20 protein-coding genes are annotated in these 24,941 nt (G+C 44.6%); 13 read left to right on the top strand and 7 right to left on the bottom strand.

The genetic code is table 11. From position 1 onward, the window contains the following. Positions 1-41: 41 nt before the first annotated feature. From tsaE to ABID99_RS25995, 4 genes are all read right to left on the bottom strand, one after another. Positions 42-458, bottom strand: coding sequence for a tRNA (adenosine(37)-N6)-threonylcarbamoyltransferase complex ATPase subunit type 1 TsaE (tsaE, locus tag ABID99_RS25980; RefSeq protein ID WP_373615560.1), 417 nt, complete (start codon positions 456-458; stop codon positions 42-44). Between the two features lie 361 nt (positions 459-819). Beyond that, entirely contained in the window at positions 820-1,797 is a 978-nt protein-coding gene (locus tag ABID99_RS25985; protein WP_373615561.1) for an alpha/beta fold hydrolase, read from the bottom strand. A 198-nt stretch (positions 1,798-1,995) separates the two neighbouring features. Next, positions 1,996-4,317, bottom strand: a complete 2,322-nt coding sequence (locus ABID99_RS25990) for a TonB-dependent receptor (RefSeq protein WP_373615562.1) — start codon at positions 4,315-4,317, stop codon at positions 1,996-1,998. Positions 4,318-4,390: 73 nt separating this feature from the next. After that, positions 4,391-4,714, bottom strand: a complete 324-nt coding sequence (locus tag ABID99_RS25995; protein WP_373615563.1) for a hypothetical protein — start codon at positions 4,712-4,714, stop codon at positions 4,391-4,393. Between the two features lie 291 nt (positions 4,715-5,005). On the opposite strand from ABID99_RS25995, the gene ABID99_RS26000 reads away from it, so the two are divergent. The 3 genes from ABID99_RS26000 (at position 5,006) to ABID99_RS26010 (ending at position 7,174) form a co-directional block, all read left to right on the top strand. After that, on the top strand, positions 5,006-5,356 hold the full coding sequence (locus ABID99_RS26000; RefSeq protein ID WP_373615564.1) for a hypothetical protein: 351 nt from the start codon (positions 5,006-5,008) through the stop codon (positions 5,354-5,356). A gap of 167 nt (positions 5,357-5,523) precedes the next feature. Next, complete coding sequence (locus tag ABID99_RS26005) at positions 5,524-6,234, top strand: peptidylprolyl isomerase (RefSeq protein WP_373615565.1); 711 nt, start codon at positions 5,524-5,526, stop codon at positions 6,232-6,234. Between the two features lie 172 nt (positions 6,235-6,406). Continuing rightward, on the top strand, positions 6,407-7,174 hold the full coding sequence (locus ABID99_RS26010; protein WP_373615566.1) for an exodeoxyribonuclease III: 768 nt from the start codon (positions 6,407-6,409) through the stop codon (positions 7,172-7,174). A gap of 80 nt (positions 7,175-7,254) precedes the next feature. On the opposite strand, the gene ABID99_RS26015 is transcribed toward ABID99_RS26010, so the two are convergent. Further along, positions 7,255-8,808, bottom strand: a complete 1,554-nt coding sequence (locus ABID99_RS26015) for a bifunctional response regulator/alkaline phosphatase family protein (RefSeq protein WP_176626215.1) — start codon at positions 8,806-8,808, stop codon at positions 7,255-7,257. A gap of 264 nt (positions 8,809-9,072) precedes the next feature. Between ABID99_RS26015 and ABID99_RS26020 the strand changes: the two genes are divergently transcribed. From ABID99_RS26020 to efp, 7 genes are all read left to right on the top strand, one after another. After that, a complete protein-coding gene (locus ABID99_RS26020; RefSeq protein WP_373615567.1) occupies positions 9,073-10,317 on the top strand; it encodes an HD domain-containing protein in 1,245 nt (414 codons plus the stop codon). A gap of 282 nt (positions 10,318-10,599) precedes the next feature. Beyond that, positions 10,600-11,649: a UDP-3-O-(3-hydroxymyristoyl)glucosamine N-acyltransferase gene (gene lpxD / locus ABID99_RS26025; RefSeq protein ID WP_373615568.1), complete on the top strand. Its 1,050-nt coding sequence runs from the start codon at positions 10,600-10,602 to the stop codon at positions 11,647-11,649. A 21-nt stretch (positions 11,650-11,670) separates the two neighbouring features. Then, complete coding sequence (locus ABID99_RS26030; protein ID WP_373615569.1) at positions 11,671-13,077, top strand: bifunctional UDP-3-O-[3-hydroxymyristoyl] N-acetylglucosamine deacetylase/3-hydroxyacyl-ACP dehydratase; 1,407 nt, start codon at positions 11,671-11,673, stop codon at positions 13,075-13,077. Then, entirely contained in the window at positions 13,074-13,859 is a 786-nt protein-coding gene (lpxA, locus tag ABID99_RS26035; RefSeq protein ID WP_090532656.1) for an acyl-ACP--UDP-N-acetylglucosamine O-acyltransferase, read from the top strand. The genes ABID99_RS26030 and lpxA overlap by 4 nt, the downstream gene beginning before the upstream one ends. 93 nt (positions 13,860-13,952) lie before the next feature. Beyond that, positions 13,953-14,132: a hypothetical protein gene (locus ABID99_RS26040; protein WP_373615570.1), complete on the top strand. Its 180-nt coding sequence runs from the start codon at positions 13,953-13,955 to the stop codon at positions 14,130-14,132. Further along, positions 14,129-14,749: an ATP-binding cassette domain-containing protein gene (locus ABID99_RS26045; protein WP_373615571.1), complete on the top strand. Its 621-nt coding sequence runs from the start codon at positions 14,129-14,131 to the stop codon at positions 14,747-14,749. The genes ABID99_RS26040 and ABID99_RS26045 overlap by 4 nt, the downstream gene beginning before the upstream one ends. A gap of 221 nt (positions 14,750-14,970) precedes the next feature. Then, positions 14,971-15,534, top strand: coding sequence for an elongation factor P (efp, locus tag ABID99_RS26050; protein WP_090532660.1), 564 nt, complete (start codon positions 14,971-14,973; stop codon positions 15,532-15,534). A gap of 121 nt (positions 15,535-15,655) precedes the next feature. On the opposite strand, the gene ABID99_RS26055 is transcribed toward efp, so the two are convergent. Then, positions 15,656-16,981 carry a D-alanyl-D-alanine carboxypeptidase/D-alanyl-D-alanine-endopeptidase gene (locus tag ABID99_RS26055; protein WP_373615572.1) on the bottom strand — a complete coding sequence of 442 codons (1,326 nt, stop codon included), beginning with the start codon at positions 16,979-16,981 and terminating at the stop codon, positions 15,656-15,658. Positions 16,982-17,040: 59 nt separating this feature from the next. On the opposite strand from ABID99_RS26055, the gene ABID99_RS26060 reads away from it, so the two are divergent. Both ABID99_RS26060 and ABID99_RS26065 read left to right on the top strand, forming a co-directional pair. Continuing rightward, entirely contained in the window at positions 17,041-18,291 is a 1,251-nt protein-coding gene (locus ABID99_RS26060; RefSeq protein WP_188833733.1) for an aspartyl protease family protein, read from the top strand. Positions 18,292-18,387: 96 nt separating this feature from the next. After that, positions 18,388-21,030 (top strand): zinc-dependent metalloprotease, encoded by a 2,643-nt coding sequence (locus tag ABID99_RS26065; RefSeq protein ID WP_373615573.1) that lies wholly within the window; start codon positions 18,388-18,390, stop codon positions 21,028-21,030. Positions 21,031-21,165: 135 nt separating this feature from the next. Here the strand turns inward: ABID99_RS26065 and ABID99_RS26070 are convergent, their stop codons facing one another. Beyond that, positions 21,166-21,438, bottom strand: coding sequence for a hypothetical protein (locus ABID99_RS26070; protein ID WP_090532667.1), 273 nt, complete (start codon positions 21,436-21,438; stop codon positions 21,166-21,168). A gap of 437 nt (positions 21,439-21,875) precedes the next feature. Here ABID99_RS26070 and ABID99_RS26075 point away from each other — a divergent pair, with 437 nt between their 5' ends. Beyond that, a complete protein-coding gene (locus ABID99_RS26075) occupies positions 21,876-24,836 on the top strand; it encodes an outer membrane beta-barrel protein (protein ID WP_373615574.1) in 2,961 nt (986 codons plus the stop codon). Positions 24,837-24,941 lie beyond the last annotated feature (105 nt).

The following is a 24,941-nucleotide window of genomic DNA, read 5'->3' on the forward strand; positions in this document are numbered from 1 at the left end:
TTAAGGCTGTTGAAGATAAGAAAAAACGATGTATGATAAAACTAAATATTTTCCATGCTGATGCTGCGCGAGGTGCTGTCCAAAACCCGGATCCGGATGTTGGTGTAACGGTTCGGGAGCAGGTCGGGAATTTTTTCGGGCCACTCAATAAAGCAGTAGGCATCGCTGTAAAAATATTCCTCATAGCCCATATCCAATGCTTCTGTTTGATTTTTAAGACGATAGAAATCAAAATGAAAGATCCTGGCGTCGCGGCCTGTGTATTCGTTTACGATAGAAAACGTAGGACTGGTTGGCTGTTCTGTTACGCCGAGCTCTTCACATAAAGCTTTGATGAGCGTTGTTTTGCCAGCCCCCATTTCGCCATAAAAAAGAAAAATTTTATTCCCCGCCGAGTTGGCCAGGATGGCTTCGGCAGCCTGCGGTAATTGAGTTGTTGAATTTACAGATAGTTGCACGTGTTATAATGTTGTTCTATACCATGTCATTTTGCGAGCGCAGCGTGTCAACCGCATGCTATACAAGGCCGCTTTGCTTCCATGTAATTGCTTTATTTTATAATGACGAGATCGTAAATTATTGTTTATTAAATATATTTTTTGATCGATAGTAATATGGGCGTTGCCTGCGGCCCGTGCTATCCGCTCATACTGCACAGGCCTTAATCACAAGGCCGGTATCCGCTCCTATCACTAACGCGCCCCCGCACCTGATCGCTAAAATCCATTTTATACGCCATCACGGTTTTTTAGTAACCCGCCCAGTGGTTACCCGCCATGGCACCCTTTTAGTTGTTCAAAAATACTCAAAATCCCTAAATTATAAATTAGCCGTCAGAGCTTTAAAAAAAGCCTCCTTAACCTCTATATGTGGGATATGCCCGCAATTATCAAACTCGATGAGTTTGCAGCCGGGGATTTTTCGAGCCGTTTCGGGCCCTAATATTTTATATTGGCCATGTTTGGCTTTTTCTTCGTCACTAAGCAGGGCCTTGCCTACTATGGTTTTATCCTCTTTGCCTGTAAACAACACGGTAGGCACTTTAATGAGCCCAAATTCGTAACAAACCGGCTGCTCGTAAATCATTTCAAAAGTGAACGCGGCTACTTTGGCATAACGGGGAAAATCGGCACTTTTACTTACGCCGGCGCCAATCGCAACCAAATAATCGTATTCGGGTTTCCAGGTGGTGAAATATGATATTTGATAATACTTCTTAACACTTTCGTAGCTGGTTTTCAATTCGGTTTTGTAATCGTCTTCGGCACTTGCATACGGAACAAATGTGCGGTAATCTTCCAGGCCGATCGGATCTTCAAGCAGCAATTTTTCAACCCTGCCGGGATACATGAGCGTAAACCGGGTGGCCAGCATCCCGCCCATGGAGTGGCCCATTAAAGTAACCTTTTGAACCCCTAAGCTATCCAGCAGGTTTTTGTTAAACCTTGCCAGTTGATGAAAGCTATAATGGATGATTGCTTTTGATGATTTGCCAAAGCCGATCTGGTCCGGCACAATCACCCGGTAGCCTTTGCTACTGAGCACGCGGATTACATCTGCCCAATAATAGCCGCCAAAGTTTTTGCCGTGAAAAAGCATTATTGTTTTGCCGTTGGGAGCAGCTGGTTTTACATCCATATAGGCCATGCGCAGATCCTGCCCTTCAACTTTTATGGGCATAAAGTTTACCGGGTAGGGGTATTTTACATTTTCGAGTGTAATAGAAAGCGTATCGGTTTGGGCATTTGCCGCGATGATCGTGGATATCAGGAGTAAAAGCATTAGTATTTTACGCATACAGAAAAATACAGAAGACAGAAGTAAATGTTTGACCCCCGGCCTGCCAAAGGGCGAGTTTGACCTGGTGATGACCAGGAAGGCGCAAGCGATCCCTGAACGGGCAGCCGCACATACGTGCGCCAGTCGGGCGAGGGGCAGGAAAATAAAAAAGTCCCGCCGGATGGCTGGACTTTTTATCTGAGGCATCATTAATGATTAATTGATGGACAATGGCAAATAAATACCGAAGGTAATATTGCGCCCCATGTTGTAAATACCAAATTCCGGATCTTCCGAGCTTATCCGGCCGGGCTTGAGGCGGCTAAGCGCATCGTAGTACTTGATGTTGGCCAGGTTATTCCCCGACACATATAGTTTAACAGGCTGTTTGCCAAAGTTAACCGTTGTGCCCAGGCCTGCATTTAACAGCGTGTAGCCTTTGGTGCCGGTTTCAAAGGCGGAATCATAACGATACTGGTTAAAGAAGTTATCAATACCTACCGAAATGTATGATTGTTTCAACCCTTTAATAGTTGGCTCAAAACGCAGCGTGTTTTTCAGCGTACCGGCGGGGATGAACGCCAGCGGCCTGTCGAGCGTGTTGTTACGGGCATAAGTGTAGCCAAAGGTATTTTCAAAATGGATGAAGCTTAACGGGTGCAGGGTAAAGTTACCTTCAACACCATACAGGTTAGCATTAACCTGGTTGTAACGGTACACATCAAACTGGCTCAGGCTGCCGCTTTCGTTTTCGGCCTGTGCTACATCCCCCTGTTTGTGCGACGCATAAATATAGTTGTGGATGTAGTTTTCATAGATCCCTAAACTGGCACTTACAATTTTGTCGTCGTATTGCAGGGTAGCGTCAACCTGGTAACTTCTTTCGGGCGCCAGGTTAGGATTGCCTATTTCATAGCGGAAAGTACCTTCATGTACACCGTTGGAGCCAAGTTCGGCCGGGTTTGGCGCACGGAAAGCCGAGCCGGCGTTGGCCTTGAAATTCAAATTGTCATTAAACTCATGCGTATAACCCAACGCTCCGCTTATGTTCGAAAATTTGTTGGTAAAAGGGGTAAATTTGGTTTCGCCATCCTCAACCAGGCCTTTGCCCTTGTTTTTACGATAATCATACCTGATACCGGCATTAAAGGTGTTTTTATCCCAGGTTTTTTTGATGTATGCGAAAGCGCCCACGCCATAAGTATCATAAGCAGGGATCAAAAACTCCGAGCCTTTGTTTAAACTATGGCCGATGTCCGAACTCGCGCCAAAAACAGGCTGCCATCCATTTGCTTCGGTAACATAATATTTTACATCGCCCGAGTAAGTATTCAAATCAAAGAACAGGGAAGGATCCGGTCCGTCGAGCTCGCGGCGTTGGTTTTTCTGGTAGCCGAGGTTCACTTTCAGGTTGCCCCCTTCGGTAATGAAGTTGTTATCCCAGTTTATTTTATAATGGCGGATATCCTGTTTAGGGTATTCAAGCGTGCGGCTTTTATATTCATCCTGCGTAAATGGTGTGCCATCGTCATGCAAAAAGTTGAGGCCATTAGCAGGCTCCGGATCGTAAAAACCGATATTGTTTTTAAAGTAGCTAAGGTTGATGTGCGAGTACCCCCATGATTTGTTAAGACCGATCATACCGCTCAGGTCGGTTTCATTAAAACCGGAGTTAGGGAAATAGTAGTCGGGCGTTTTAAAGGAGTAGGCGTTTTTGTAGCTGCCGCGGGCACGCCATACCAGTCCGTTTTCGTTACCGGTAAGCATCAAAGAAGTTCCGGTTAGGCCGTTGTTGGTGGAGTAGTTGGTTAAAAACTCACCTTTGATCTGCCCGTCGGGCGGAGTAAGTGGTTCAAGCAGGTTAATAACACCGCCCAGCGCGTCTGATCCGTATAGCAGTGAAGCCGCCCCGCGAAGCACCTCTACTCTGTCCGAGCTGTATTGATCAATCTCGATACCGTGCTCATCGCCCCATTGCTGGCCTTGTTGTTTAACCCCGTCGCTCAAAGTAACTACACGATTATAGCTTAAGCCACGGATAACCGGTTTGGAAATAGAAGGACCGGTAGTGATCTGCGACATGCCCGGCACCTGGTGCGCAAGCGCGTCGATGAGGTTGGTTGACTGTCTTAACAAGCCATCGCGCCCCACAGCCGATACTGATGTGCTGTTCTGTTTATTATTAGCGCTGATAGCCGTACCGGTAATAACCACTTCGTGGGTTTCGATAATGCTCGACTGCAATTCAAAAATCAGCGGGGTGCCGGCCGAAAGATCTACTATTTTGGTAAGGGATTTATAACCCACATATTCTATCGAGAACAGGAACCTGCCCCTGTTGGGTAATGATTTAAAGGAAAACTCGCCATTAGGATCAGTTATGGCAGATATTTTCAATTCGGGGATCGTGATCACAGCACCCGGTAAGGTTTGTTTTGATTGCGCGTCAACCACACGGCCTTTAACAATAACAACATCTGCAAATGCAGAAACCTGCACCAACAGCAATATAATGAAGCTTATAAGCTTTAATTTCATGATGAAAGATTAAGAAAATCAATAAATACCGTTATTATCAACGGCTATGTTTTGAAGAAAGAGTAAAGTAACGTTAAGCAGTTACCGGAGGGGCCCGGCCGGCCGCAAGGATAAGCGCAAGGCTTACAAAATCATAATCGCCGGGTTTAAAAAAATGATCAGATGTTACAAGAGGGATAAAAAATGAACTATTGCTAACGGCCACAGCATCGGTATGGTGCATGGCATCGCACAGCAAACATTTTTCTTTAACAATTTGCTGCCCCTGTGCCGGGTGGCTGTGTTTGGTGATACCTTTAATAAGCGTATGCTGGTGCGAATAAACCATATATTGCCCGGCCGCAAAGCAAACAAGCAGCAGCCACGCAAATACAATATGTAAGCGGTTTTTTTTCACAGTCAACATCCCTTTAACGGAATACGGCAAAAATAAGTATTAAAACGGGAATATTAATGCAACATTGTAACAATAATGTGGTGTTTATAGTTCATAGATGATGGTTCATGGTTTAGTGTTTGATAGAAAAAGGCCACATTGCACATTTTACTATGAACTATCATCTATGAACCATGAACAAACATAAAATGATAGGTCATGGCTTTGGCGTTTGTTAGGAAAAAGCCATTTGCCAGATTTTTACTATGAACCATCAACTATGAACCATGAACTAATCTATCTTTGCCAAATATGACACCTGCCGAGATCAATAAAAAATGGGATGTGCTGCAGCAGCGGATAGCTGAGGATTTTGATAACGAAAAGCCCGATATAAAGGTGATGCTTTTTTTGATCGGGGTACAGGAGTTGGGCCAGGGGCCGCGTAAGTTCAGCAAGCGCCAAAAAGAAGAGCTGATGCATATCGCCACCTGCCGCTTAATGAGTATGATGGGCTTTTACGAGCTGGAAGGCCTTGACCAGGATGGCTGGCCACACTGGAAACGCGTAAAAGTAATCCCGAACTATACCCTGCTTGAACAGGAAATGATGATGAAATCGCTCATTGTAAATTACTTTGAGGAGATGGAGGGGGCTGAGTAGTGAGTGTGCGTTGAATAAGGCCTTGTGCGATTCCCCTCTTGAGAGGGGTGTAGGGGTGTGTTTCTTCAATGCGATAAGGAACGCGGGTTAACACACCCCTGCCAGGCACAAATCCAACACGCCCCCTCTCAAGAGGGGAATTAAAAAATCAAAAAAATCAACGGTCTATGAAGAAATTTTTTACGCTAAGCATTCTTTTATTAACCCTTACAGCCGCGTTTGCCGAGCCGCCTAAAAACCAGTATGTGCGGATCCATACGGCATATGGCGATTGCATCATTCGCCTGTATAATGAAACACCATTGCATCGCGATAACTTTATCAAGCTAACCAAAAAGGGATTTTATAATGGTACGCTGTTTCACCGCGTGATCCAGAATTTCATGATCCAGGGCGGCGATCCGGATTCAAAAGACCCGGTAAAAGCAAAACTTGGCGCGGAACTGGGCAATGGCGATGTGGGTTATACCATCCCTGCCGAGTTTCGCGACAGCTTGTTTCATAAACGCGGTGTACTTGCTGCCGCGCGGAATGATAACCCTAAAAAAGAATCAAGCGGCTGCCAGTTTTATATTGTGGAAGGCAAGCGCTTTACCGACGGCAAACTGGATACACTGGAAAACACCCGGCTTAAAGGCCGCAAAATCCCGGCATGGCAGCGCGATTGGTATAAATCAGTCGGCGGTTCGCCACACCTTGATCAAAATTATACCGTTTTTGGCGAAGTTGTTTCAGGGATTGATATGGTAGACAGGATTGCTGCTGTAAAAAAAGATGCAAATGATCGTCCTAATACCGATGTGCCTATGACCGTTGAGTTGCTAAGCAAAAAAGAATGTAAGCAGCTGGATGCCATTCTTTTTCCGGGGAAGAAATAAACCAAACTGCCGCGGGTTTAGCGATAGCGTAACCCGTGGTTGGCATAATGTAAGCTTTCAGCTTACACAAATTCAGCTGAAAGCTGAAACAATGGTACACCACGGGGTGAAACCCCGCGGCAGATAGTTTAAACTTTAAAAAGAAAATTCCCCCTTTAGGGGGTTAGGGGGCATGAAAATAATTACATATAATGTTAACGGTATCCGTTCGGCAATTAATAAAGGCTGGCTGGCCTGGCTGCAGGCTACTGACGCCGATGTTGTTTGTTTGCAGGAAATTAAAGCAACACCTGATGTGCTGACCGATCTTGGCCTGGTTGACCAAATGGGGTATCAGCATTACTGGTTCCCGGCAGAAAAGAAGGGCTATAGCGGCACAGCCATTTTTACTAAAATTTTGCCCAACCATATTGAATACGGCTGCGGTATTCCTGATTTTGACCGTGAGGGGCGCTGCATCCGGGTTGACTTTGATGAGGTTTCGGTGATGAGCGTTTATTTCCCGTCAGGCTCAAGCGGTGATGACCGGCAGGTTTTTAAATACCGTTTTCTGGATGAGTTTGGCAAGTACCTTACCCTGCTTAAAGTAGAGCACCCTAACCTGGTGGTTTGCGGCGACTATAACATTTGTCACCGCCCTATTGATATTCACAATCCAAAATCAAACGCCAACTCATCGGGCTTTTTGCCGGAGGAACGTGAATGGATGGAGAACTTTATTGAGGGAGGGTTTATAGATACCTTCCGCCACCTGAACAAAGAACCGCATAACTACACCTGGTGGAGCTTCCGCGCCGGATCACGCGGTAAAAACTTAGGCTGGCGTATTGATTATGCCATGGCCAGTACCCCGCTTGAAGATAAGATCCGCCGCGCGGCTATATTGCCCGAGGCAAAGCACTCTGACCATTGCCCGGTGTTGCTGGAATTGGAGTTTTAACCCCTCTAAATCTCCCCTGAAGGGGAGACTTTTAAGAAAGTTTTTTAGCCCTCTCCTTTGGAGAGGGGTGGGTGGGGTCTTTACTTTGGCCCGTAAGTAACCACCGGCACTATCATTTCTTCTAACGAGATCCCTCCATGCTGGAAAGTTTCATTATAGAAATTCACAAAGTGGTTGTAGTTGTTCGGGTACACGAAATAGCTATCTTCCTTGGCAAAAACAAAGCTTGAGCTGATGTGCAGTCTCGGCAGCATGGCATCATGCGGATTACGGATATGAAAAACCTCCTTAGCATTATAGTTCAGGTTTTTGCCTTGTTTATAGCGCAGGTTAGTGTTAGTGTTCCTGTCACCCACAATTTTGCTTGGATTTTTTACCCGGATGGTACCATGATCGGTAGTAATGATAACGCGTACCTGTTTTTGAGCCAGGTATTTCAACAGGTCATACAAGGGCGAGTGTTCAAACCACGACAGGGTTAATGAGCGGTAAGCGGCATCGTCACTTGCCAGCTCGCGGATCATCTGCATATCTGTACGGGCGTGCGAAAGCATATCCACAAAGTTGTATACCACTACATTAAGCTCGTTATTCATGAGGTTATTCACCGACTCGTTCAGCGCCCGGCCTTCGTCAATATTCAGGATCTTGTGGTAAGAGTGTTTGCAGTCTTTTCGCAACACGCGCTTCAGGTGATCGGCTAAAAAGTCTGCTTCGTACAAGTTCTTGCCGCCTTCGTCCTCGTCGTTTTGCCACATAGATGGATAGCGGCGTTCCATATCCAAAGGCATCAGGCCCGAAAAAATGGAGTTACGGGCATATTGCGTAGCTGTTGGCAGGATACTATAATAAGTGTCCTCTTCCTCCAGCCTGAAATATTCGGAAATAATAGGGTTAATGATCTTAAACTGATCATAACGCAGGTTATCTATCAAAATAAAAAACAGCGGGCCTTTGCCATCCAGCTTTGGGAATACCTTCTTTTTAAATAACTGGGGCGATGAAGTTGGTGCCAAATCCGGGTTTTTGATCCAGTTAAGGTAATTGCGCTCCACAAACTTGCAAAACTGCATGTTTGCTTCGGCTTTTTGCAGTGTCAGGATCTCGTGCATGCCTGCATCTTCCAGCTTTTCCAGCTCAAGCTCCCAGTAGATCAGCTTCTTGTAAACATCAACCCATTCCTGGTGGCTCAGGTTTTCGTTAAGCGTCATGCCGAGTGTACGGAAATCCATCTGGTAGGCCATGGTGGTTTTTTCGGTAACGAGGCGTTTGTTTTCGGTCAGTTTTTTTATAGTAAGCAGGATTTGCTTAGGGTGTACCGGCTTAATCAGGTAGTCGTCTATCTTTGAGCCGATGGCATCTTCCATCAGGTACTCTTCCTCATTTTTGGTGATCAGTACAATGGGTACATCGTTGTTAATGTTCTTGATCTGCTGAAGCGTTTCCAGGCCGGTAAGGCCGGGCATGTTTTCGTCAAGGAAAACCAGGTCGAAATAATTGTTCTTAAAAGAGTCGACGGCGTCATAGCCATTGGTAACCGTGGTTACTTTGTAGCCCTTTTCGCCCAGGAAAAGTATATGTGGTCTTAACAGGTCAATTTCGTCATCGGCCCATAAAATGGTGGTGTCTTGCATAGTATGTATATTAAATTTCTGAATCAGAATTTTCAGAATTTAAAAATTTTCAGAATGATCCGGTATAAGGTTAAATGCTTTTCAAATATCAATTTTTTACCATTAAATTCTGTGAATCCTAAAATTCTATGAATTCTGATTCAGACAGTAAACCCCAAATAGATGCTTTTGTTGTTACACAGTAAAGGTATTAACAAAATTTAACAAACCTGTCGCTCTTATTTTACCTTTGTTTTACATTTTTGAAATTATTTAGAAGCGGCATTGAATAAAAAGAAAATAATTAACGACCCGGTTTATGGTTTTATCAGCATCCCTACCGAACTGATCTTTGACCTTATATCCCATCCATACTTTCAGCGGCTGCGTTATATTAAACAGCTGGGCATGACCCACCTGGTATATCCCGGAGCATTGCACACCCGTTTTCATCACGCTTTGGGCGCCATGTACCTGATGGATACAGCGCTTGAAACCCTCCGAAACAAGGGCCATCAAATTTCTGCCGAAGAGGAGGAGGCGGTTACCATTGCCATATTATTGCATGATATTGGTCACGGGCCATTTTCGCACGCTTTGGAAAACACCATTATCGACGGGATCGCACACGAGGATATTTCATCAATGCTGATGAATAAGCTTAATGCCCGGTTTGAGGGCAAGCTTACCATGGCCATTGATATTTTTAATGATACCTACCCGCGTAAGTTCCTGCACCAGTTGGTATCCAGCCAACTGGATATGGACAGGCTGGATTACCTTAACCGCGACAGTTTCTTTACCGGTGTATCCGAAGGGGTGATCAGTTCCGAACGGATCATTAAGATGCTCAATGTTAAGGATGACCACGTAGTTGTTGATGAAAAGGGCATTTACTCGATAGAAAAATTTTTAATTGCCCGCCGCCTCATGTACTGGCAGGTTTATCTGCATAAAACAGTAATAGCGGGCGAAGAGGTATTAACCAAGATCTTTAGGCGCGGCCGCGAACTGATTTCGCAGGGTAAGGAATTGTTTGCCACCCCGGCCCTGCTGCATTTTTTAAAGAACCGCATTAGCCGTGATGCTTTCATGAACGAGGACCATCACCTGGAAACGTTTGCCTGTTTGGATGATACCGATATTATGGCATCGGTAAAAGTGTGGGCATATCATCCCGATCAGGTACTTTCCCATCTTTGCAAAAACCTGGTGCAGCGTAACCTTTTCAGGGTTGATATTACCAACGAATGCCCCGATGAAGCTTTTGTTGAAAGCCTCCGCCAAAAGGCGATGGAAAAGTATGGCGTTAGTTATGAAGAAGCTGCGGCTTACTTTGTATTTACTACATCTATCCGTAATAACGCTTACAACCAAAACGATGGCAATATTGGCATATTAATGAAGAATGGAGAGGTAAAGGATATTGCTGCCGCGAGTGATAACTCAAACCTGGTAGCTTTGGCCAAAACGGTGAAAAAATATATTCTTTGTTATAATAAGGAGTTGTTGAATCAGGAAGCCGTTTAAGGTTGACGACCGCCATTGACGTAGAGACGCATCACATGCGTCTGCCACGTGCAAATTAAGAAAGCTAAGCACCTTTAAAAGTAGGCTTGTCCTGCGGAAAACGCATGTGATACGTCTCTACATAAAAATGGTTTAAACAAAATTTAAAACAAAGCAGGTACACACTTGCGACAAATGAAGAAATGATGAAAAATAAAACGCGTTGACAGTCAAAACTTTTTAACGCGAGTTCATAACTCATTAATAATTTGTTGCTTCAATTTTAACATTTAAATTTGCCCGATGCAATTTACCGCTCATGATATAAGTTTACTGCTCAACGGAACTGTAGAAGGCGATCCTTCGGCAACTGTTAGCCAGCTTGCCAAGATAGAGGAAGCCGGAGCCGGCAGCCTTTCTTTTTTGGCCAACCCTAAGTATGAGCAGTTTTTGTATACTACCAACGCCTCCATTGTTATTGTTAATAATGATCAGCAGTTAACGGAACCGGTAAAGGCAACCCTGATCAGGGTTGAGAACGCTTACAGCGCGTTCACTGTCCTCCTTGATAAGTACAACACTTTCAGGCTTGATAAAAAAGGAATTGAACAGCCAAGCTTTATCCATCCCACAGCACAGGTAGGGGCGGGCGTTTATATCGGCGCGTTTGCCTATATCGGCCAAAATGTAAGCATCGGCGATAATTGTAAGATCTATCCAAACGTTAATGTTGGCGATAATGTAACCCTTGGCAATAATGTAACGCTGTTTGCAGGGGCCACGGTTTACTTTGATTGCGTTATCGGCAACAACGTGATAGTGCATTCAGGAGCGGTAATAGGCAGTGATGGCTTTGGCTTTGCGCCCAACCCCGACGGCACTTATACCAAAATTGCACAGATTGGTAACGTAATATTGGAAGACGACGTTGAAGTGGGTTCAAATACTACTATCGACAGGGCAACCATGGGTTCGACCATAGTGCGCAAAGGGGCTAAAATTGATAACCTGATCCAGATAGCCCACAATGTGGAAATTGGTGCGCATACTGTAATTGCAGCACAGTCGGGCATTTCAGGCAGTACCAAAATTGGCGAAAGGGTTGTAATTGGCGGCCAGGTTGGTTTTGCCGGTCACCTCAATATTGCTAACGGATCGCAGTTTTCGGCCCAGACGGGGATAAACGGCTCTGTAACAGAAGAAGGTAAGGTATGGGGTGGCTCTCCAAATATGCCATATAAAGATTACCTTCGTGCCCACGCTAAGCTGCGAAAGCTACCCGAGCTCGACCGTAAAGTGTACGAGCTTGAAAAATTAATTGAAGAACTACGTAAAGGCAAGGCAAGCGAATAGCCTTAGCCTGTAAATTTAAATATGAACGTTAAACAAAGAACTATTAAAGCGCCGGTTTCGGTATCAGGAACAGGCTTACACACCGGACAAAGCGTTACAATGACCTTTAATCCCGCCCCTGAAAACCACGGGTATAAATTCAGGAGGATTGATATTCCCGGTGCGCCAATTATTGATGCCGATGTTGATAACGTGAGTGATACCTCACGCGGAACATCTATAAGCCAGAACGGCGCTACAGTAAATACTGTTGAGCACGTGCTGGCCGCTTTGGTTGGGCTTGAAGTTGATAACCTGCTGATTGATCTTGATGGCCCCGAAACTCCCATTATGGATGGCAGCTCGATACAGTTTGTTGACGTAATAACCGAAATCGGGCTGGTTGAACAGGATGCCGACCGCGAATACTATCATATTCCCTATAACATTCATTACTCTGAACCTGAGCGTAAGGTTGAAATGGTTGCCATGCCTTTGGATGATTACCGTTTTACCTGTATGGTTGACTATAACTCGCAGGTGCTGGGTAGCCAGCATGCCAGTATCTCAACCATTGGCGAGTTCAAAAAGGAAATTGCTTCATGCCGTACCTTTTGCTTTTTGCATGAGTTGGAAATGCTTTTAAAGCATGACCTCATCAAAGGTGGCGATTTGAACAATGCCATTGTTGTTGTTGATAAAGATGTTGACCAGGAAGAACTTAACCACCTTGCCAAGCTGTTTAACCGCAAGGATATCAATGTTGCCCCGCAGGGCATTTTAAATAATATTGAACTTCGCCATCAAAATGAGCCGGCACGCCACAAGCTGTTGGATATGATAGGCGATTTGGCGCTGGTTGGCGTACCGCTTAAAGGGCACATCATGGCCGCAAGACCGGGCCATGCGGCTAACGTTGCCTTTGCTAAAAAGATCAAAGCGCTCATCAAAAAGGAAAAAAGCCGTAAGCAGGTAAAAACTTATGACCTGAACGCCAAGCCGGTTTTTGATACGGTGGAAATTATGGGCATGCTGCCCCACCGCCAGCCATTCCTGATGATCGACAAGATCCTGGAGCTTACTAAAAGCCACGTTGTTGGTTGCAAAAACGTAACCATTAACGAGGAGTTTTTTAAAGGCCATTTCCCCGGCGCGCCAATCTTCCCCGGTGTATTACAAATTGAAGGGATGGTACAAACAGGAGGGATCCTGGTTTTAAACACTGTTCCCGATCCGCAAAACTACCTTACCCTGTTCCTGAAAATCGAGAACGCCCGCTTTAAAAGCAAGGTAGTTCCCGGCGATACCATTATTTATATTTGCGACCTGATTGCCCCCATCCGCCGCGGCATAGCTACCATGAAAGGTATAGGCATGGTGGGCGACCGTGTTGTTGTTGAGGCCGAACTGATGGCTCAAATTGTAAAAGTAAAAGAATCTGAAGCATGATCCAGCCATTAGCATACATCCATCCACAGGCCAAAATTGCCGATAACGTGGTAATTGAACCATTCGTTACCATCCATAAGGATGTTGAAATTGGCGAAGGTACCTGGATCGGCTCCAACTCCGTAATTATGGATGGCGCCCGCATAGGTAAAAATTGCCGGATCTTCCCCGGCGCGGTAGTATCCGCCCCACCGCAGGATTTAAAATATAAAGGCGAACAAAGCACCGTAACCATAGGTGATAACACAACCATTCGTGAGTGTGTTACCCTTAACCGTGGTACCGCCCTTGATAAAAACACCACCACCATTGGCAGCAACTGCCTGCTGATGGCTTATGTACACGTAGCGCATGATTGTGTTATCGGCGATAACGTAATTGTTGCCAACGCCGTGCAATTGGCAGGCCACATTACGGTTTATGATTACGCTTTCATCGGCGGCTCATCTGCCGTGCACCAGTTTGTTGAAATTGGCGCGCATAGCATGATCTCGGGCGGTTCATTGGTACGTAAAGACGTTCCCCCGTTTACCAAGGCTGGTCGCGAACCGCTGTCATATGTAGGTATCAACTCTGTAGGCTTGCGCCGCAGGGGATTTTCGGCTGCTACGATAGCCGAAATCCAGGAGATCTACCGGATCATATTCCTCAAAAAATATAACGTAACCAAAGCGCTTGATATCATCGAGGCCGAGTTTACCCCAAGTGTAGAACGCGATGAGATCATCAACTTCCTCCAAAACTCGCAACGCGGTATCATGAAAGGGTTTGGGAATACTTAAATGGTTGATGGGTTATAGTTCATGGTTCATAGCCGCGCACTTGTCTGATTCTGTATTGCATCAACCATAAGCTACAAATCAGGTTCTCCGGCCATGAACTATGAACCATCAACCATAGGCTACAAATCAGGTTCTTCGGCTATGAACTATGAACCATCAACCATAAGCTACAAATCAGGTTCTTTGGCTATGAACTATGAACCATCAACCATAAGCTACAAATCAGGTTCTTTGGCTATGAACTATGAACCATCAACCATAAGCTCTCTATGATCATCACCCTCAAAAACATCGGCCGCCGCTTTAACCGCGACTGGATTTTCAGGGGAGTGGATTATACCTTTACTTCCGGCGAATCTTATGCTATCCTCGGTCCCAACGGCTCCGGGAAATCAACCTTACTGCAGGTTTTAAACGGGAGCCTTTCGCCTTCTACAGGTAAAATTGAATTTGCTAACGAAGGTAAGCCGGTTGAAATAGATACCGTTTTTACTCATTTAAGCCTGGCTGCTCCCTATCTTGAGCTGATAGAAGAGTTTACCATGAGCGAGATGATCGATTTTCATTTCAAATTCAAAAACTTTAAACCGGGTATAGATAAAGAAACGGTTATCGCGCTGCTTAACCTGCCTAAAAGTGCCAACAAGCTTATCAAATACTTTTCATCGGGGATGAAACAGCGCCTTAAGCTTGCCCTTGCTTTTTGTGCCGATACCCCCATGCTTATGCTGGATGAGCCAACTTCCAACCTGGATACCCAGGGTGTTGACTGGTATTTAAGCCTTGTGCAGCAATTTGCCGCCGGTCGCCTTACTATAGTATGCTCCAACCAGGAGCACGAGTACGGCTTCTGTACGCACAGGTTGAGTATTGTGGATTACAAAGTGTAGATCTGAGACGTTAGATATGAGATTTGAGATTTCCAATTCGTTAGGTTGTTTGGATAATCTACACAGCGGATATCCGACTCGCTTAGTCTCAAATCTCATATCTAACATCTCATATCTATTTTATACATAACCCTTTAAATGTGGCTGCAGAGTAGAAAATCTCAAATCTAACATCTCAAATCTCAAATCAAATTCCTAAGTTTGCGCCTCAATATTATTTTATGGCTAAGGCATCAGATGTTAAAAATGGAAATGTACTTCGCTTCAACGGCGAATTAGTTCAGGTTGAGGAGTTTTTACACCGTACCCCGGGCAACTTACGCGCGTTTTACCAGGCCCGTATGCGCAACGTTAAATCAGGTAAACTGGTTGAATACCGTTTCCGTACCGATGAAGAGGTTGACATAGCCCGCGTTGAAACCAATGATTATCAATACCTGTATGACGAAGGTGATTCATTAGTAGTAATGGACAACACTACATACGATCAGCATAACGTACCAAAGGCATTATTTGGCCCGGCGGTTAAATTTTTGAAAGAAGGCATGAACGTAATTGTTGCTTTCGAAAGTGATGAGCCCATCATGGGTTCTATCCCGGGCTCGGCCGAGCTGGAAATCACTTACACCGAGCCAGCCGTTAAAGGTGATACTTCAAGCGGTGCTTTGAAAAATGCCACCGTTGAAACCGGCGCGGAGATCCGTGTACCGTTGTTCATCAACATTGGCGATAAAGTTAAAGTTGATACCGCTACCGGCGCTTACGTTGAGCGTGTAAAAGGTTAATCCACCGGCCCTTAAAGGATAGGAACAGATATAAACCAGGAAGAGGTTTCGTTTTCACGAAACCTCTTCCTGGTTTTATCCCCGTCCATGCCGTACTTGTTTCGGGATAATTATAGAGGGGTTAAAACTTATCATGTATATACGTCATTATCCTAACCATCTCATCTCTTATTTCACGGGTTGGCCGGGTAAAATTATTGTTCATGAATGCAAAAGCCAGGCGTTTGCCTTTGCGGGTAACTATGTAGCCGCTTTGGTTATGATTGTTGCTTAACGACCCTGTTTTTGCCCAAACAAAAGGATGCCCGTTATCGGTTTTATAGGCGCTTTTAATTGTACCTGCTACGCCGCCTACCGGCATCATGCTATGTAACAGGTTTTCATCTTTCACCTCATCCTGAATTTTGAGTAGCAGGGCTACAAGGTCTCTGGGGGTAAACAAATTATACCGCGACAATCCCGAGCCATCAACCCATTGCGGCACATCGGGCAAGTCATTCAAAAAATGTGTTTTTGAGTAATTGATCACCGAATCGGTACTGAGGGTATTAAACTTTACCGACGAGCACACCAGCAGCAATTGTTCGGCAATAAAATTATCGCTCGGCTGCAGCATCCGCCGGTAAACGGAATCGGCATTGGTGTTATAAATAACCCGCGCATCGGCAGCCATTGGCTCCTGCAATAAGGATACCTGCTTTTTAAGCGTATCCTGCAGCAGGGCCATGGTAAGCTGCAGGCTTGTTTTCCATGGGATTTCCTGTTTGTAGTTTTTGGGGATCTCCCCGGCAGGGTACACAAAATTATTGCTGATAAAATCGCGCTTAACTTTAAACTGAGCCGGGCGATAATTAATATCCGCGTTTAAAAACCGTTTTAGATATTGGGGCATTACCTGCATGTTACCGTCATTATCGGCATACAGCTGAGCAACATTATCCTCAATTGGCAGGGCGGTTATTTCGGCCTGGTAATAATCATTGTAATCGTCCCAGCCCCATCCTGCACCAAAAGGCTCACCGGTATAGTTGCCGGGCGAATAAAAAAGGTGTTTACTGCTGCTCTTCAAAAAGTTAAGCCCGTTTACCCCCTTCAAATCGCTGTGCAAAAAAGAAGGGTCGCCCGTACCCCAAAATATCAGCGAATCACCGCGGGTTTGATAACGCAATGCCGGGATAGAATCGCCAAGCATTTTCAAACAGGTATAAAAAGTAAAAAGCTTGGTATTGGATGCCGGTGTAAAGTATTTATCGGCATTTAATTCATATATCATTTTATGCTCGTCCAAATCATAAAGGGCGAACCCGGTAAAATGATCATTAACAATCTGCGAATGCTTAAACAGCTTTTTAACCTTTCGTTTTTTTATGGAACGGGCATAAACAATATCACAACAAAGGGATAAAACACAAACAATTAACAAAAATGAAATTGTTGACTTTCGCATAATAAAATAATTTTTTAACAAATAAATCTCGTAAATTTAATATACCAACTATAACCACTTTGTTACACAAGCTATATTATAAAATACGCCATCCGGGAGCATTGTGGCTGGCATTTGTGTTAACATTTTGCCTTATAACCACAGCCCGGGCCCAGTACTTTGATCTTGATGTACATAAAAAAAAGGTGAATATCCCGTTTAAGCTGGAACGAAACCTGATGATCATTCAACTTAAGATCAACCACAAAGGGCCCTTTAACTTTATATTGGATACCGGCGTAGGCCTCATGATCATAACCGATCCTAAATTAGTCGATTCTATCAGTATTCCTAATAAACGTACATTAAAAATCCCGGGACTTGGCGAAGGGGAGGATTCTGAAGCTTATGTAACCTCAACCTTAGATGTTGCCATACCGGGGCTGGTTAGTTATGATGTTGCGGCTGCCATATTAAAAAAGGATCTCTTTAACCTTTCGGGTTACGCGGGCATGCCCATTCATGGTTTGCTGGGTTACGAGTTTTTTAACAACCTGGCTGTAAAGATCAGTTTCCAGGACAGCGTAGTTACCGTTTGCAGGCCCAAAGACCTCAAACCTTTCAGAAAAGCGAATAAGATCCCCATGTCTGTCGAAGACAGGAAAGCCTATGTGGATGCGCGGGTTATAATGCCAGGCATAGCACCTATTAAAACCAAGCTGGTTGTTGACCTTGGCGCCGGGCACCCGGTATCAATTGAACGTTATATCAAAACCTATGGCCTCCCGCAAAAATTTATTGCTTCGGCCAACCTTGGCATCGGCCTAAACGGCCCCATAAACGGCTTTATAAGCCGGATGGACGAATTTAGTTTAGGAAAATTCAGGATGAAAAGGGTAATAGCTTCATTTCCTGATGACAGCAATAACCAAACCAATCTGTCGGTGAAGCGCGATGGAAACCTCGGCGTCGGGATCTTAAAGCGATTTACCGTTATTCTTGATTATCCGGATAGTGCCATGTATTTAAAACCCGGTCCAACCTATAACGATCCGTTTGAGCATGACATGAGCGGCCTTGAGTATTATGCCGCGGGCGACCACCTCGACAGGATCGTTATCAGCCGCGTAGAGCCAGGTTCGGCAGCCGATGAAATTGGCCTTGAGCGCGACGACGAGATCATATCGGTAAATTTTAAACCCGTTTCAAAAATGAACCTCCAGGATATTGATGAAATATTCAAATCAAAGGATGATAGAAGCCTGCTGCTTGAGGTGTACCATGACAAAAGGGTTGATAAAGTTGTACTGACATTGAAACGCAGGATATAATTAGTAATACCTGTAAAATTATTATTGATAAAACACTTTACAGCTAAAAAAAACCTGTTTTTTATATAAGTTTACGGTTTAAACTATTTTTAATAAATGAAAAAACATCCGTTGCCGGGTATTTATTTACGCGGCTCAGTATTGGCACTTGCGGTTTTGGCGGGCTCTTGCGCTGCCAGGAAGCAAGCTGCAAACCAAAGCCTTACCCTAAAAACTACTACCACACCCGGCGGAACCGTTGCGACAGCAACAACCGGAACCCCCAAAAAAGAAGGTATTAAAAAGTTTAGCGACCTTATCCCCGCTAAAACAAAGGCTGATAGCGGCCTTTTTAATACTTACAAAGTTGATGGCAAATATTACTACGAAATACCCGATTCATTAATTAACCGCGAGATGCTTGTAGTTACCCGTTTTGTAAAAACACCGGGCGGCCTCAAAACATTTGGCCAGCAATATGGCGGCGAAGAAATTAACAACCAGGTTTGGAAATGGGAAAAGCACGATAAGCAGGTATTTATTAGGGTGCCCAGCTATTCGTTGCGTGCCGATAGCACCAGCGATATGTACCAATCGGTTAAAAACTCAAACCTTGATGCTATACTGGCCTCCTTTGAGGTAAAAGCCTTTAACAAAGACACTACCGGCGTTTTAATTGATGTTACCGATTTTTACAATGGCGATATTGCCGCTATTGGTTTGTCTGATGATATCAAAAAGGCTTATAAAACCATGGGGGTTGATAACTCACGTTCCTATATCGACACCATTAAAAGCTTCCCGATAAATATTGAAGCGCGCACCCTAAAAACCTACCGGGCCGGCGAGTCGCCAACTGATAACAGTAATGCGGCCATTACATTTGAGTTGAACACCTCCATGCTTTTACTGCCCAAAGTCCCGATGAAAGCCCGCATCATGGACCCGCGCGTGGGCTTTTTTGGCCAGCGCCAAACAGATTACGGCACCAATGCTCAAAAAGCCCTGGTTACCGCCTATATTCACCGCTGGAGGTTAGAGCCTAAAGACCCCATTGCCTATGCCAAAGGCGAGCTGGTTGAACCTAAAAAGCAAATTGTGTTTTATATTGACCCGGCTACACCTAAAAAGTGGGTGCCTTATTTAATACAGGGCGTAAACGACTGGCAAAAAGCGTTTGAAGCTGCCGGTTTTAAAAATGCCATAACCGCTAAAGAAGCCCCAACGGCAAAACAGGACCCACAGTTTAGCACCGAAGATGCCCGCTACAGCGTGATCAGGTATTTTGCATCGGATGTTGAAAACGCTTATGGCCCCCACGTGGCCGACCCACGCAGCGGCGAGATCCTGGAAAGCCATGTTGGCTGGTACCACAACGTGATGCAGCTTTTGCGCGATTGGTACCTGATCCAAACAGCAGCGGTAAACCCCAAAGCCCGCCATGCACAATTTGCTGACGATCAAATGGGCGAGCTGATCCGTTTTGTATCATCGCATGAAGTTGGTCATACTTTAGGTTTGCCACACAACTTTGGCTCAAGCTACGCTTACCCTGTTGATTCACTACGCTCAAAAACCTTCACCGATAAACATGGTACAGCGCCCTCCATTATGGATTATGCCCGCTTTAACTATATAGCCCAACCCGGCGATGGCGTTACGCACCTGTATCCGCAAATTGGCGAGTACGATAACTGGGCAATAAAATGGGGGTATACCTGGTTCCCGGGCAATAAAACGCCGGAGCAGGAAAAAGAAACATTAGCCGTGTGGACCAACAAAAACGCAGGCAACCCGGTTTATTATTTCGGTCGCCAGGGCACTACTATCGATCCCCGCCTTCAAAATGAAGATTTGGGCGATAATGCCATGAAGGCCAGCGCTTATGGTATTGCCAACCTGAAACGGATTTTGCCAAACCTCGAAAAATGGTCGTACAAAAAAGATGAAGGCTATGCCGATCTTAATGAATTATATAACGAAGTTTTAGGTCAGTATTACCGTTACATGGGGCATGTTACCACCAACATTGGCGGCATGAACGAAAACTTTAAAACATATGATCAAAAAGGCGCCGTTTATGATTTTGTGAGCAAAGAACGCCAGCACGAAGCCGCTTTATTTTTAAACCAGCAATTATACACAACCCCGTTATGGCTAATTAACAAAGCCGAATTGGCCAAGTTTGATAACGGTGTTATGATAAACCGTATTAAAGCCATGCAGGTTTCATTGCTGGGCAATGAGTTAAACCCCTCAAGGCTGGCGCGGATGTATGATAACGAGGCCAAAAATGGCGCTAATGCCTATACCGTTGCGCAGTTATTAACCGATTTGCATACGGGCATATTCGGCACAACCAAACCCGACGGCTACCAGCGCAACCTGCAAAGGGGCTATATTGAAAACCTGAAGAACCTGTTAAATACAGATGCAAGCTTTTCGTTCCCGGGTATATCAAGCGCGCAGCTGGCAAGCTGGGGCTTTACCCCAATCAACATCGCATTGTCTGATATCAGGCCCATGGTACGTGCCGAATTAAAGAAAATTGACACCGGCCTGCCCAAGGGCGGCGATGCAATAACAGCAGCTCATTATGCCGACCTTCACCTCAGGATAAAGGAAGCCCTTAATCCGACGAGGCCGGTTGTAAATATTGAAGGGGGAATGGTTAGGGGTATAAACACCGCCAACCAGGATATACTGAATGAGAAAACAGGAAGTATGAACTGCTGGCCACGTACCAATGTTGAAAACTAATCTGGCACATCTCTTAAAAATCCTTCTTAAAATCCTGCCCTATTTGTAGGGTGGGATTTTTATTTTATGGATTTGTTTTAACAAAATGCTGATGACTTAAAACAATTATTCGGCCGGGTGTAAAAAGCCCTTTGCCTATTTAAGCTGGCTTATATTTTCAAAAAAGGCAATCTGCAAATCAAGCAGCGACTTAACGTTTATTTTTTCGCCGTAAGCATCAAAGCATAAAAATTTTGTTAACTCGGGCCTGTTTTTCTTCGATTTTTCGAAAAAATTAAAGGTTTCAAAAAAATAATGATTGGTTGTAACCTGACTTTTGCTGTTTGTTTGTGATGTATTCAGCCTAAAACCGATCGTATCAATCCATTTGTGCACTTTTGAATGCAGCGAGTTTCTAATATTGTTCATAGGTTAATGTTTGGTTTAAGTATAACGAAATTTCATGCCACAATGTTACTATCATATAAATTCATTTTAAACAATAGTTTATTTCTCGTGTGGATTATTAACGCATCAATAGCATTATTTGGTATTTGAAGCAACAAATATTGAAACTAATTATTCACATATTCGTAATAAACCTTAAGACCTCCAAACGGAACTCACTGAGCACAACCCGCCGCTTATAATTGACTGACTGATCTTTATAACAACCACAAGGCCGGAGACCCCGGCCTTTTTTGCGTAATAATTTGTAACAATAATATGATTGATAAGCAATTACAGGCCTAATGTGTAACAATAATATATTGATAGGGCTTTTAGCAGATTTTAAGTTGAACATTTGCAGTTCAATTGCGTCTATATACACAAAAAAACAATAATTGTACGCCGAAAAAACGTTTATGAAACCCCTATTTCTTATTTTAAGTTTTACCCTTTTATTTGCCTTTGGTTCCTACGCCCAAACAGGGCGGGAAGTAAAGGGAACTATTGTCGACTCCACGAAACTTTCATTACCCGGCAGCAGTGTTAAACTGGTTTCAAACGGCGGCGACAGCACCATAGCTATTGCCGACGCTACAGGTAAGTTTTCGTTCCCGGTAGTAAAGGGCAACAAACTAACCCTTACCATTTCATCAATCGGTTTCACCGCAATTAAAAAACATTACTCGCTTGATGCCGGGACCCAACCGGTTGATCTTGGCCCGATAGTTTTAAAAACCGAAACCAATATGCTTAACCAGGTTACCATTGTAGGCGTTAACCCGGTGATATTAAAAGAGGATACAACCGAATATAAAGTAAGCGCATATCCTGTACGCGAAAATGCTCCTGTTGAAGACGTGTTAAAGAAACTGCCCGGCGTTGATGTGGATAAAGACGGTAATGTAACCGCACAGGGCAAATCGGTGACCAAAGTAAGGGTTAACGGAAAGGATTTTTTTGGGGGTGATGTTAAAACAGCAACCAAGAACCTGCCTGCCGATGTGGTTGAAAGCATCCAGGTAATTGATGACTACGGCGATCAGGCCAACCTTACCGGCATAAAAACCGGCGAACCGGATAAGATCCTGAACATCACCATCCGCAAGGACAAGAACCATGGCTATTTTGGACAAGCCACAGCCGGCGACGGCGAGGATTTTTTACCTAAAGACCCAGGCGTCACCAATGCCAACCGTTATATAGGCGATCTGAAATTTTTCAACTTCAATAATGAACAACAAATAGCCGTATTGGGTACCATTAACAATACCAACGTAAATACATTTACTTACGGTAGCCCATCATCGGGTGGCGGAGGTGGTGGTGGTTTTGGCGGCGGGGGCGGCGGCCGGGGGAATGCGTTGCGTGGCTCAAGCAGCTCCACAACCAGCGCAAACGGTATCACCAACGCGCACGCCATTGGTGCCAACTTCCGCGATCAGTGGGGTAAAACACTCTCTGTTTACGGAAGTTACAGCTATACTGATAATACTACCAACACCATTAGCTCATCTATCCAAACCAACAACGTTCAGTCGCCAAGTATAAGTACGCAAAAAAGCGATCAAACAGATAATCCCATTAACCATCGCTTTAACTTTAACCTTGAGTGGAAACCTGATACCATTAATTACTTAAAAGTTGTACCAAACTTCACCTATTCGAGCACTAATACAGACGCTAACGAATCCTTATCAACAACTATTGATGGTATAACACATCCCTCATATACCTCGCTATCTCATACCGACGGCACAACACCAAGCTATGGTATTAACGCCTTGTATAACCACCGCTTCAACGGGCATGGCCGTAACCTAAGTATTAACATCAGCGCTAATACGTCAAAAACATCGCAGTTCGATAATCCGACTTATGATTATGCCGATGGCGCACCCCGCCAGGCGCCTGCCAATCAGCAAACCTATACCGATAGCCGCGTAACCAGCTTTGGTACAAACATCTCCTACATTGAGCCTCTAAGTAAACGGGGGTACCTGGAGTTAAATTATGCCTTTAACCGCTCAAACACCACAAGCGACAGGGAAACCGATACGCTGAGTACCGCCAATACATATGACCATTACGACAGGTTGAGTAATAACTATAAATACAATTTTACCACCAACCGCGTTGGCCTGAACTACCGCTTTATCGAAAAGAAATACAACGTTACTGTAGGTATTGGCGTACAACCGGCCGCATTAAACGGATTAAACCTTAAAAACGATTCGGCTACGCACGTAACCACGTTTAACGTGATCCCAACCGCTCGTTTCAGCTATAATTTTTCGAGAGGAAAAGCTTTAAACTTCCTGTATAACGGATCAAGCAACCAGCCTACATTTAGCCAGCTGCAGCCCGTTATTGATTTCACAAACGCGCTTTACCCGGTACAGGGTAACCCTAACCTAAAGCCGGAACTTGCCAATAACTTTTCATTGAGATATAATAATTTCAGTTTCCAAACCGGCAATATTTTCTTTACCAATTTCAACTTTACCGCAACACAAAATAAAATAGTACAAAACACTATTTCTTATCCCCGCAAATTTAGTAAGGCGGTGTTAGCAGCAGATCCATCGTTAAAAAGCTTTGAGGGCACTAATCTTACCAACTATTTAAATGCGGATGGTTACTATTCGGGCACTGCCAATGTGGTATACGCCAAACCGTGGGCCCAGCGCAAATTTACCCTGCAATTTAATAGCGCCTTAACTTACACCAATGGTGTGGCATTCTCAAACAGCATCGATAGTAATAATGTTGCCGCATCAGCTGCTCCATTAAAAAACATAGCCAAAAACCTCAACTTTACCCCCGGTTTAAAATTCAGGGTAAATATTGTTGATGTTATTGATGCAGAAGCAAGCAGCAGCTATGGCATCAATAAAACAACCAACTCTATCCATAGTACGCTTATTGATGGCAGCTCAAACTTCCGCACGTTAAATTTAGGGCTGGCCGGCAAAAATTATTTCTGGAAAGACTGGACCCTGAGCTATGACTTTACCCGTACTGTAAATTATGGATATGACCCAAGTCTTGGTATTAAAAACCCTAACATTCTGAATACTTACGTTGAACGCCGCTTTTTGAAAGATCACCGCGCCACCATCCGTTTGGCAGCGTATGATCTTTTCAACCAAAACACAGGTTATACATCGGTTGTAAATGGCAATATAACTACGCAATCTACTGTAAACAGGCTTGGGCGTTACTACTTGCTGACATTCACACTTCGTTTACAAAAATTTGCAGGCAAGGCCCCGGATCAGCAACCCGGCCAGCGCAGGTTTAACCGCGATGGCGGAGGTCCGGGTGGACCGGGCGGTGGTCCAGGAGGAGGTGGCCCGGGCGGTCCGGGTTCTTTCTAAGGGATAATATTTTTGTAGAGACGCATATTGCGTCTTCCGCAGGACAAGCGATTTCAAAAGCGTCTTAGCTACCGTAAATTGCAGGCGGGAGACGCAATTATGCGT

The sequence above is a fragment of the Mucilaginibacter sp. OAE612 genome (assembly GCF_041806395.1).
Lineage (GTDB): Bacteria > Bacteroidota > Bacteroidia > Sphingobacteriales > Sphingobacteriaceae > Mucilaginibacter > Mucilaginibacter rubeus.

Coding starts and splice junctions, on each gene's coding strand:
- ABID99_RS25985 (WP_373615561.1), bottom strand. CDS start 1,797: ATGCGTAAAATACTAATGCTTTTACTCCTGATATCCACGATCATCGCG.
- ABID99_RS25990 (WP_373615562.1), bottom strand. CDS start 4,317: ATGAAATTAAAGCTTATAAGCTTCATTATATTGCTGTTGGTGCAGGTT.
- ABID99_RS26000 (WP_373615564.1), top strand. CDS start 5,006: ATGACACCTGCCGAGATCAATAAAAAATGGGATGTGCTGCAGCAGCGG.
- ABID99_RS26005 (WP_373615565.1), top strand. CDS start 5,524: ATGAAGAAATTTTTTACGCTAAGCATTCTTTTATTAACCCTTACAGCC.
- ABID99_RS26010 (WP_373615566.1), top strand. CDS start 6,407: ATGAAAATAATTACATATAATGTTAACGGTATCCGTTCGGCAATTAAT.
- ABID99_RS26015 (WP_176626215.1), bottom strand. CDS start 8,808: ATGCAAGACACCACCATTTTATGGGCCGATGACGAAATTGACCTGTTA.
- lpxD (WP_373615568.1), top strand. CDS start 10,600: ATGCAATTTACCGCTCATGATATAAGTTTACTGCTCAACGGAACTGTA.
- ABID99_RS26030 (WP_373615569.1), top strand. CDS start 11,671: ATGAACGTTAAACAAAGAACTATTAAAGCGCCGGTTTCGGTATCAGGA.
- lpxA (WP_090532656.1), top strand. CDS start 13,074: ATGATCCAGCCATTAGCATACATCCATCCACAGGCCAAAATTGCCGAT.
- ABID99_RS26040 (WP_373615570.1), top strand. CDS start 13,953: ATGAACTATGAACCATCAACCATAGGCTACAAATCAGGTTCTTCGGCT.
- ABID99_RS26045 (WP_373615571.1), top strand. CDS start 14,129: ATGATCATCACCCTCAAAAACATCGGCCGCCGCTTTAACCGCGACTGG.
- efp (WP_090532660.1), top strand. CDS start 14,971: ATGGCTAAGGCATCAGATGTTAAAAATGGAAATGTACTTCGCTTCAAC.
- ABID99_RS26055 (WP_373615572.1), bottom strand. CDS start 16,981: ATGCGAAAGTCAACAATTTCATTTTTGTTAATTGTTTGTGTTTTATCC.
- ABID99_RS26065 (WP_373615573.1), top strand. CDS start 18,388: ATGAAAAAACATCCGTTGCCGGGTATTTATTTACGCGGCTCAGTATTG.
- ABID99_RS26070 (WP_090532667.1), bottom strand. CDS start 21,438: ATGAACAATATTAGAAACTCGCTGCATTCAAAAGTGCACAAATGGATT.
- ABID99_RS26075 (WP_373615574.1), top strand. CDS start 21,876: ATGAAACCCCTATTTCTTATTTTAAGTTTTACCCTTTTATTTGCCTTT.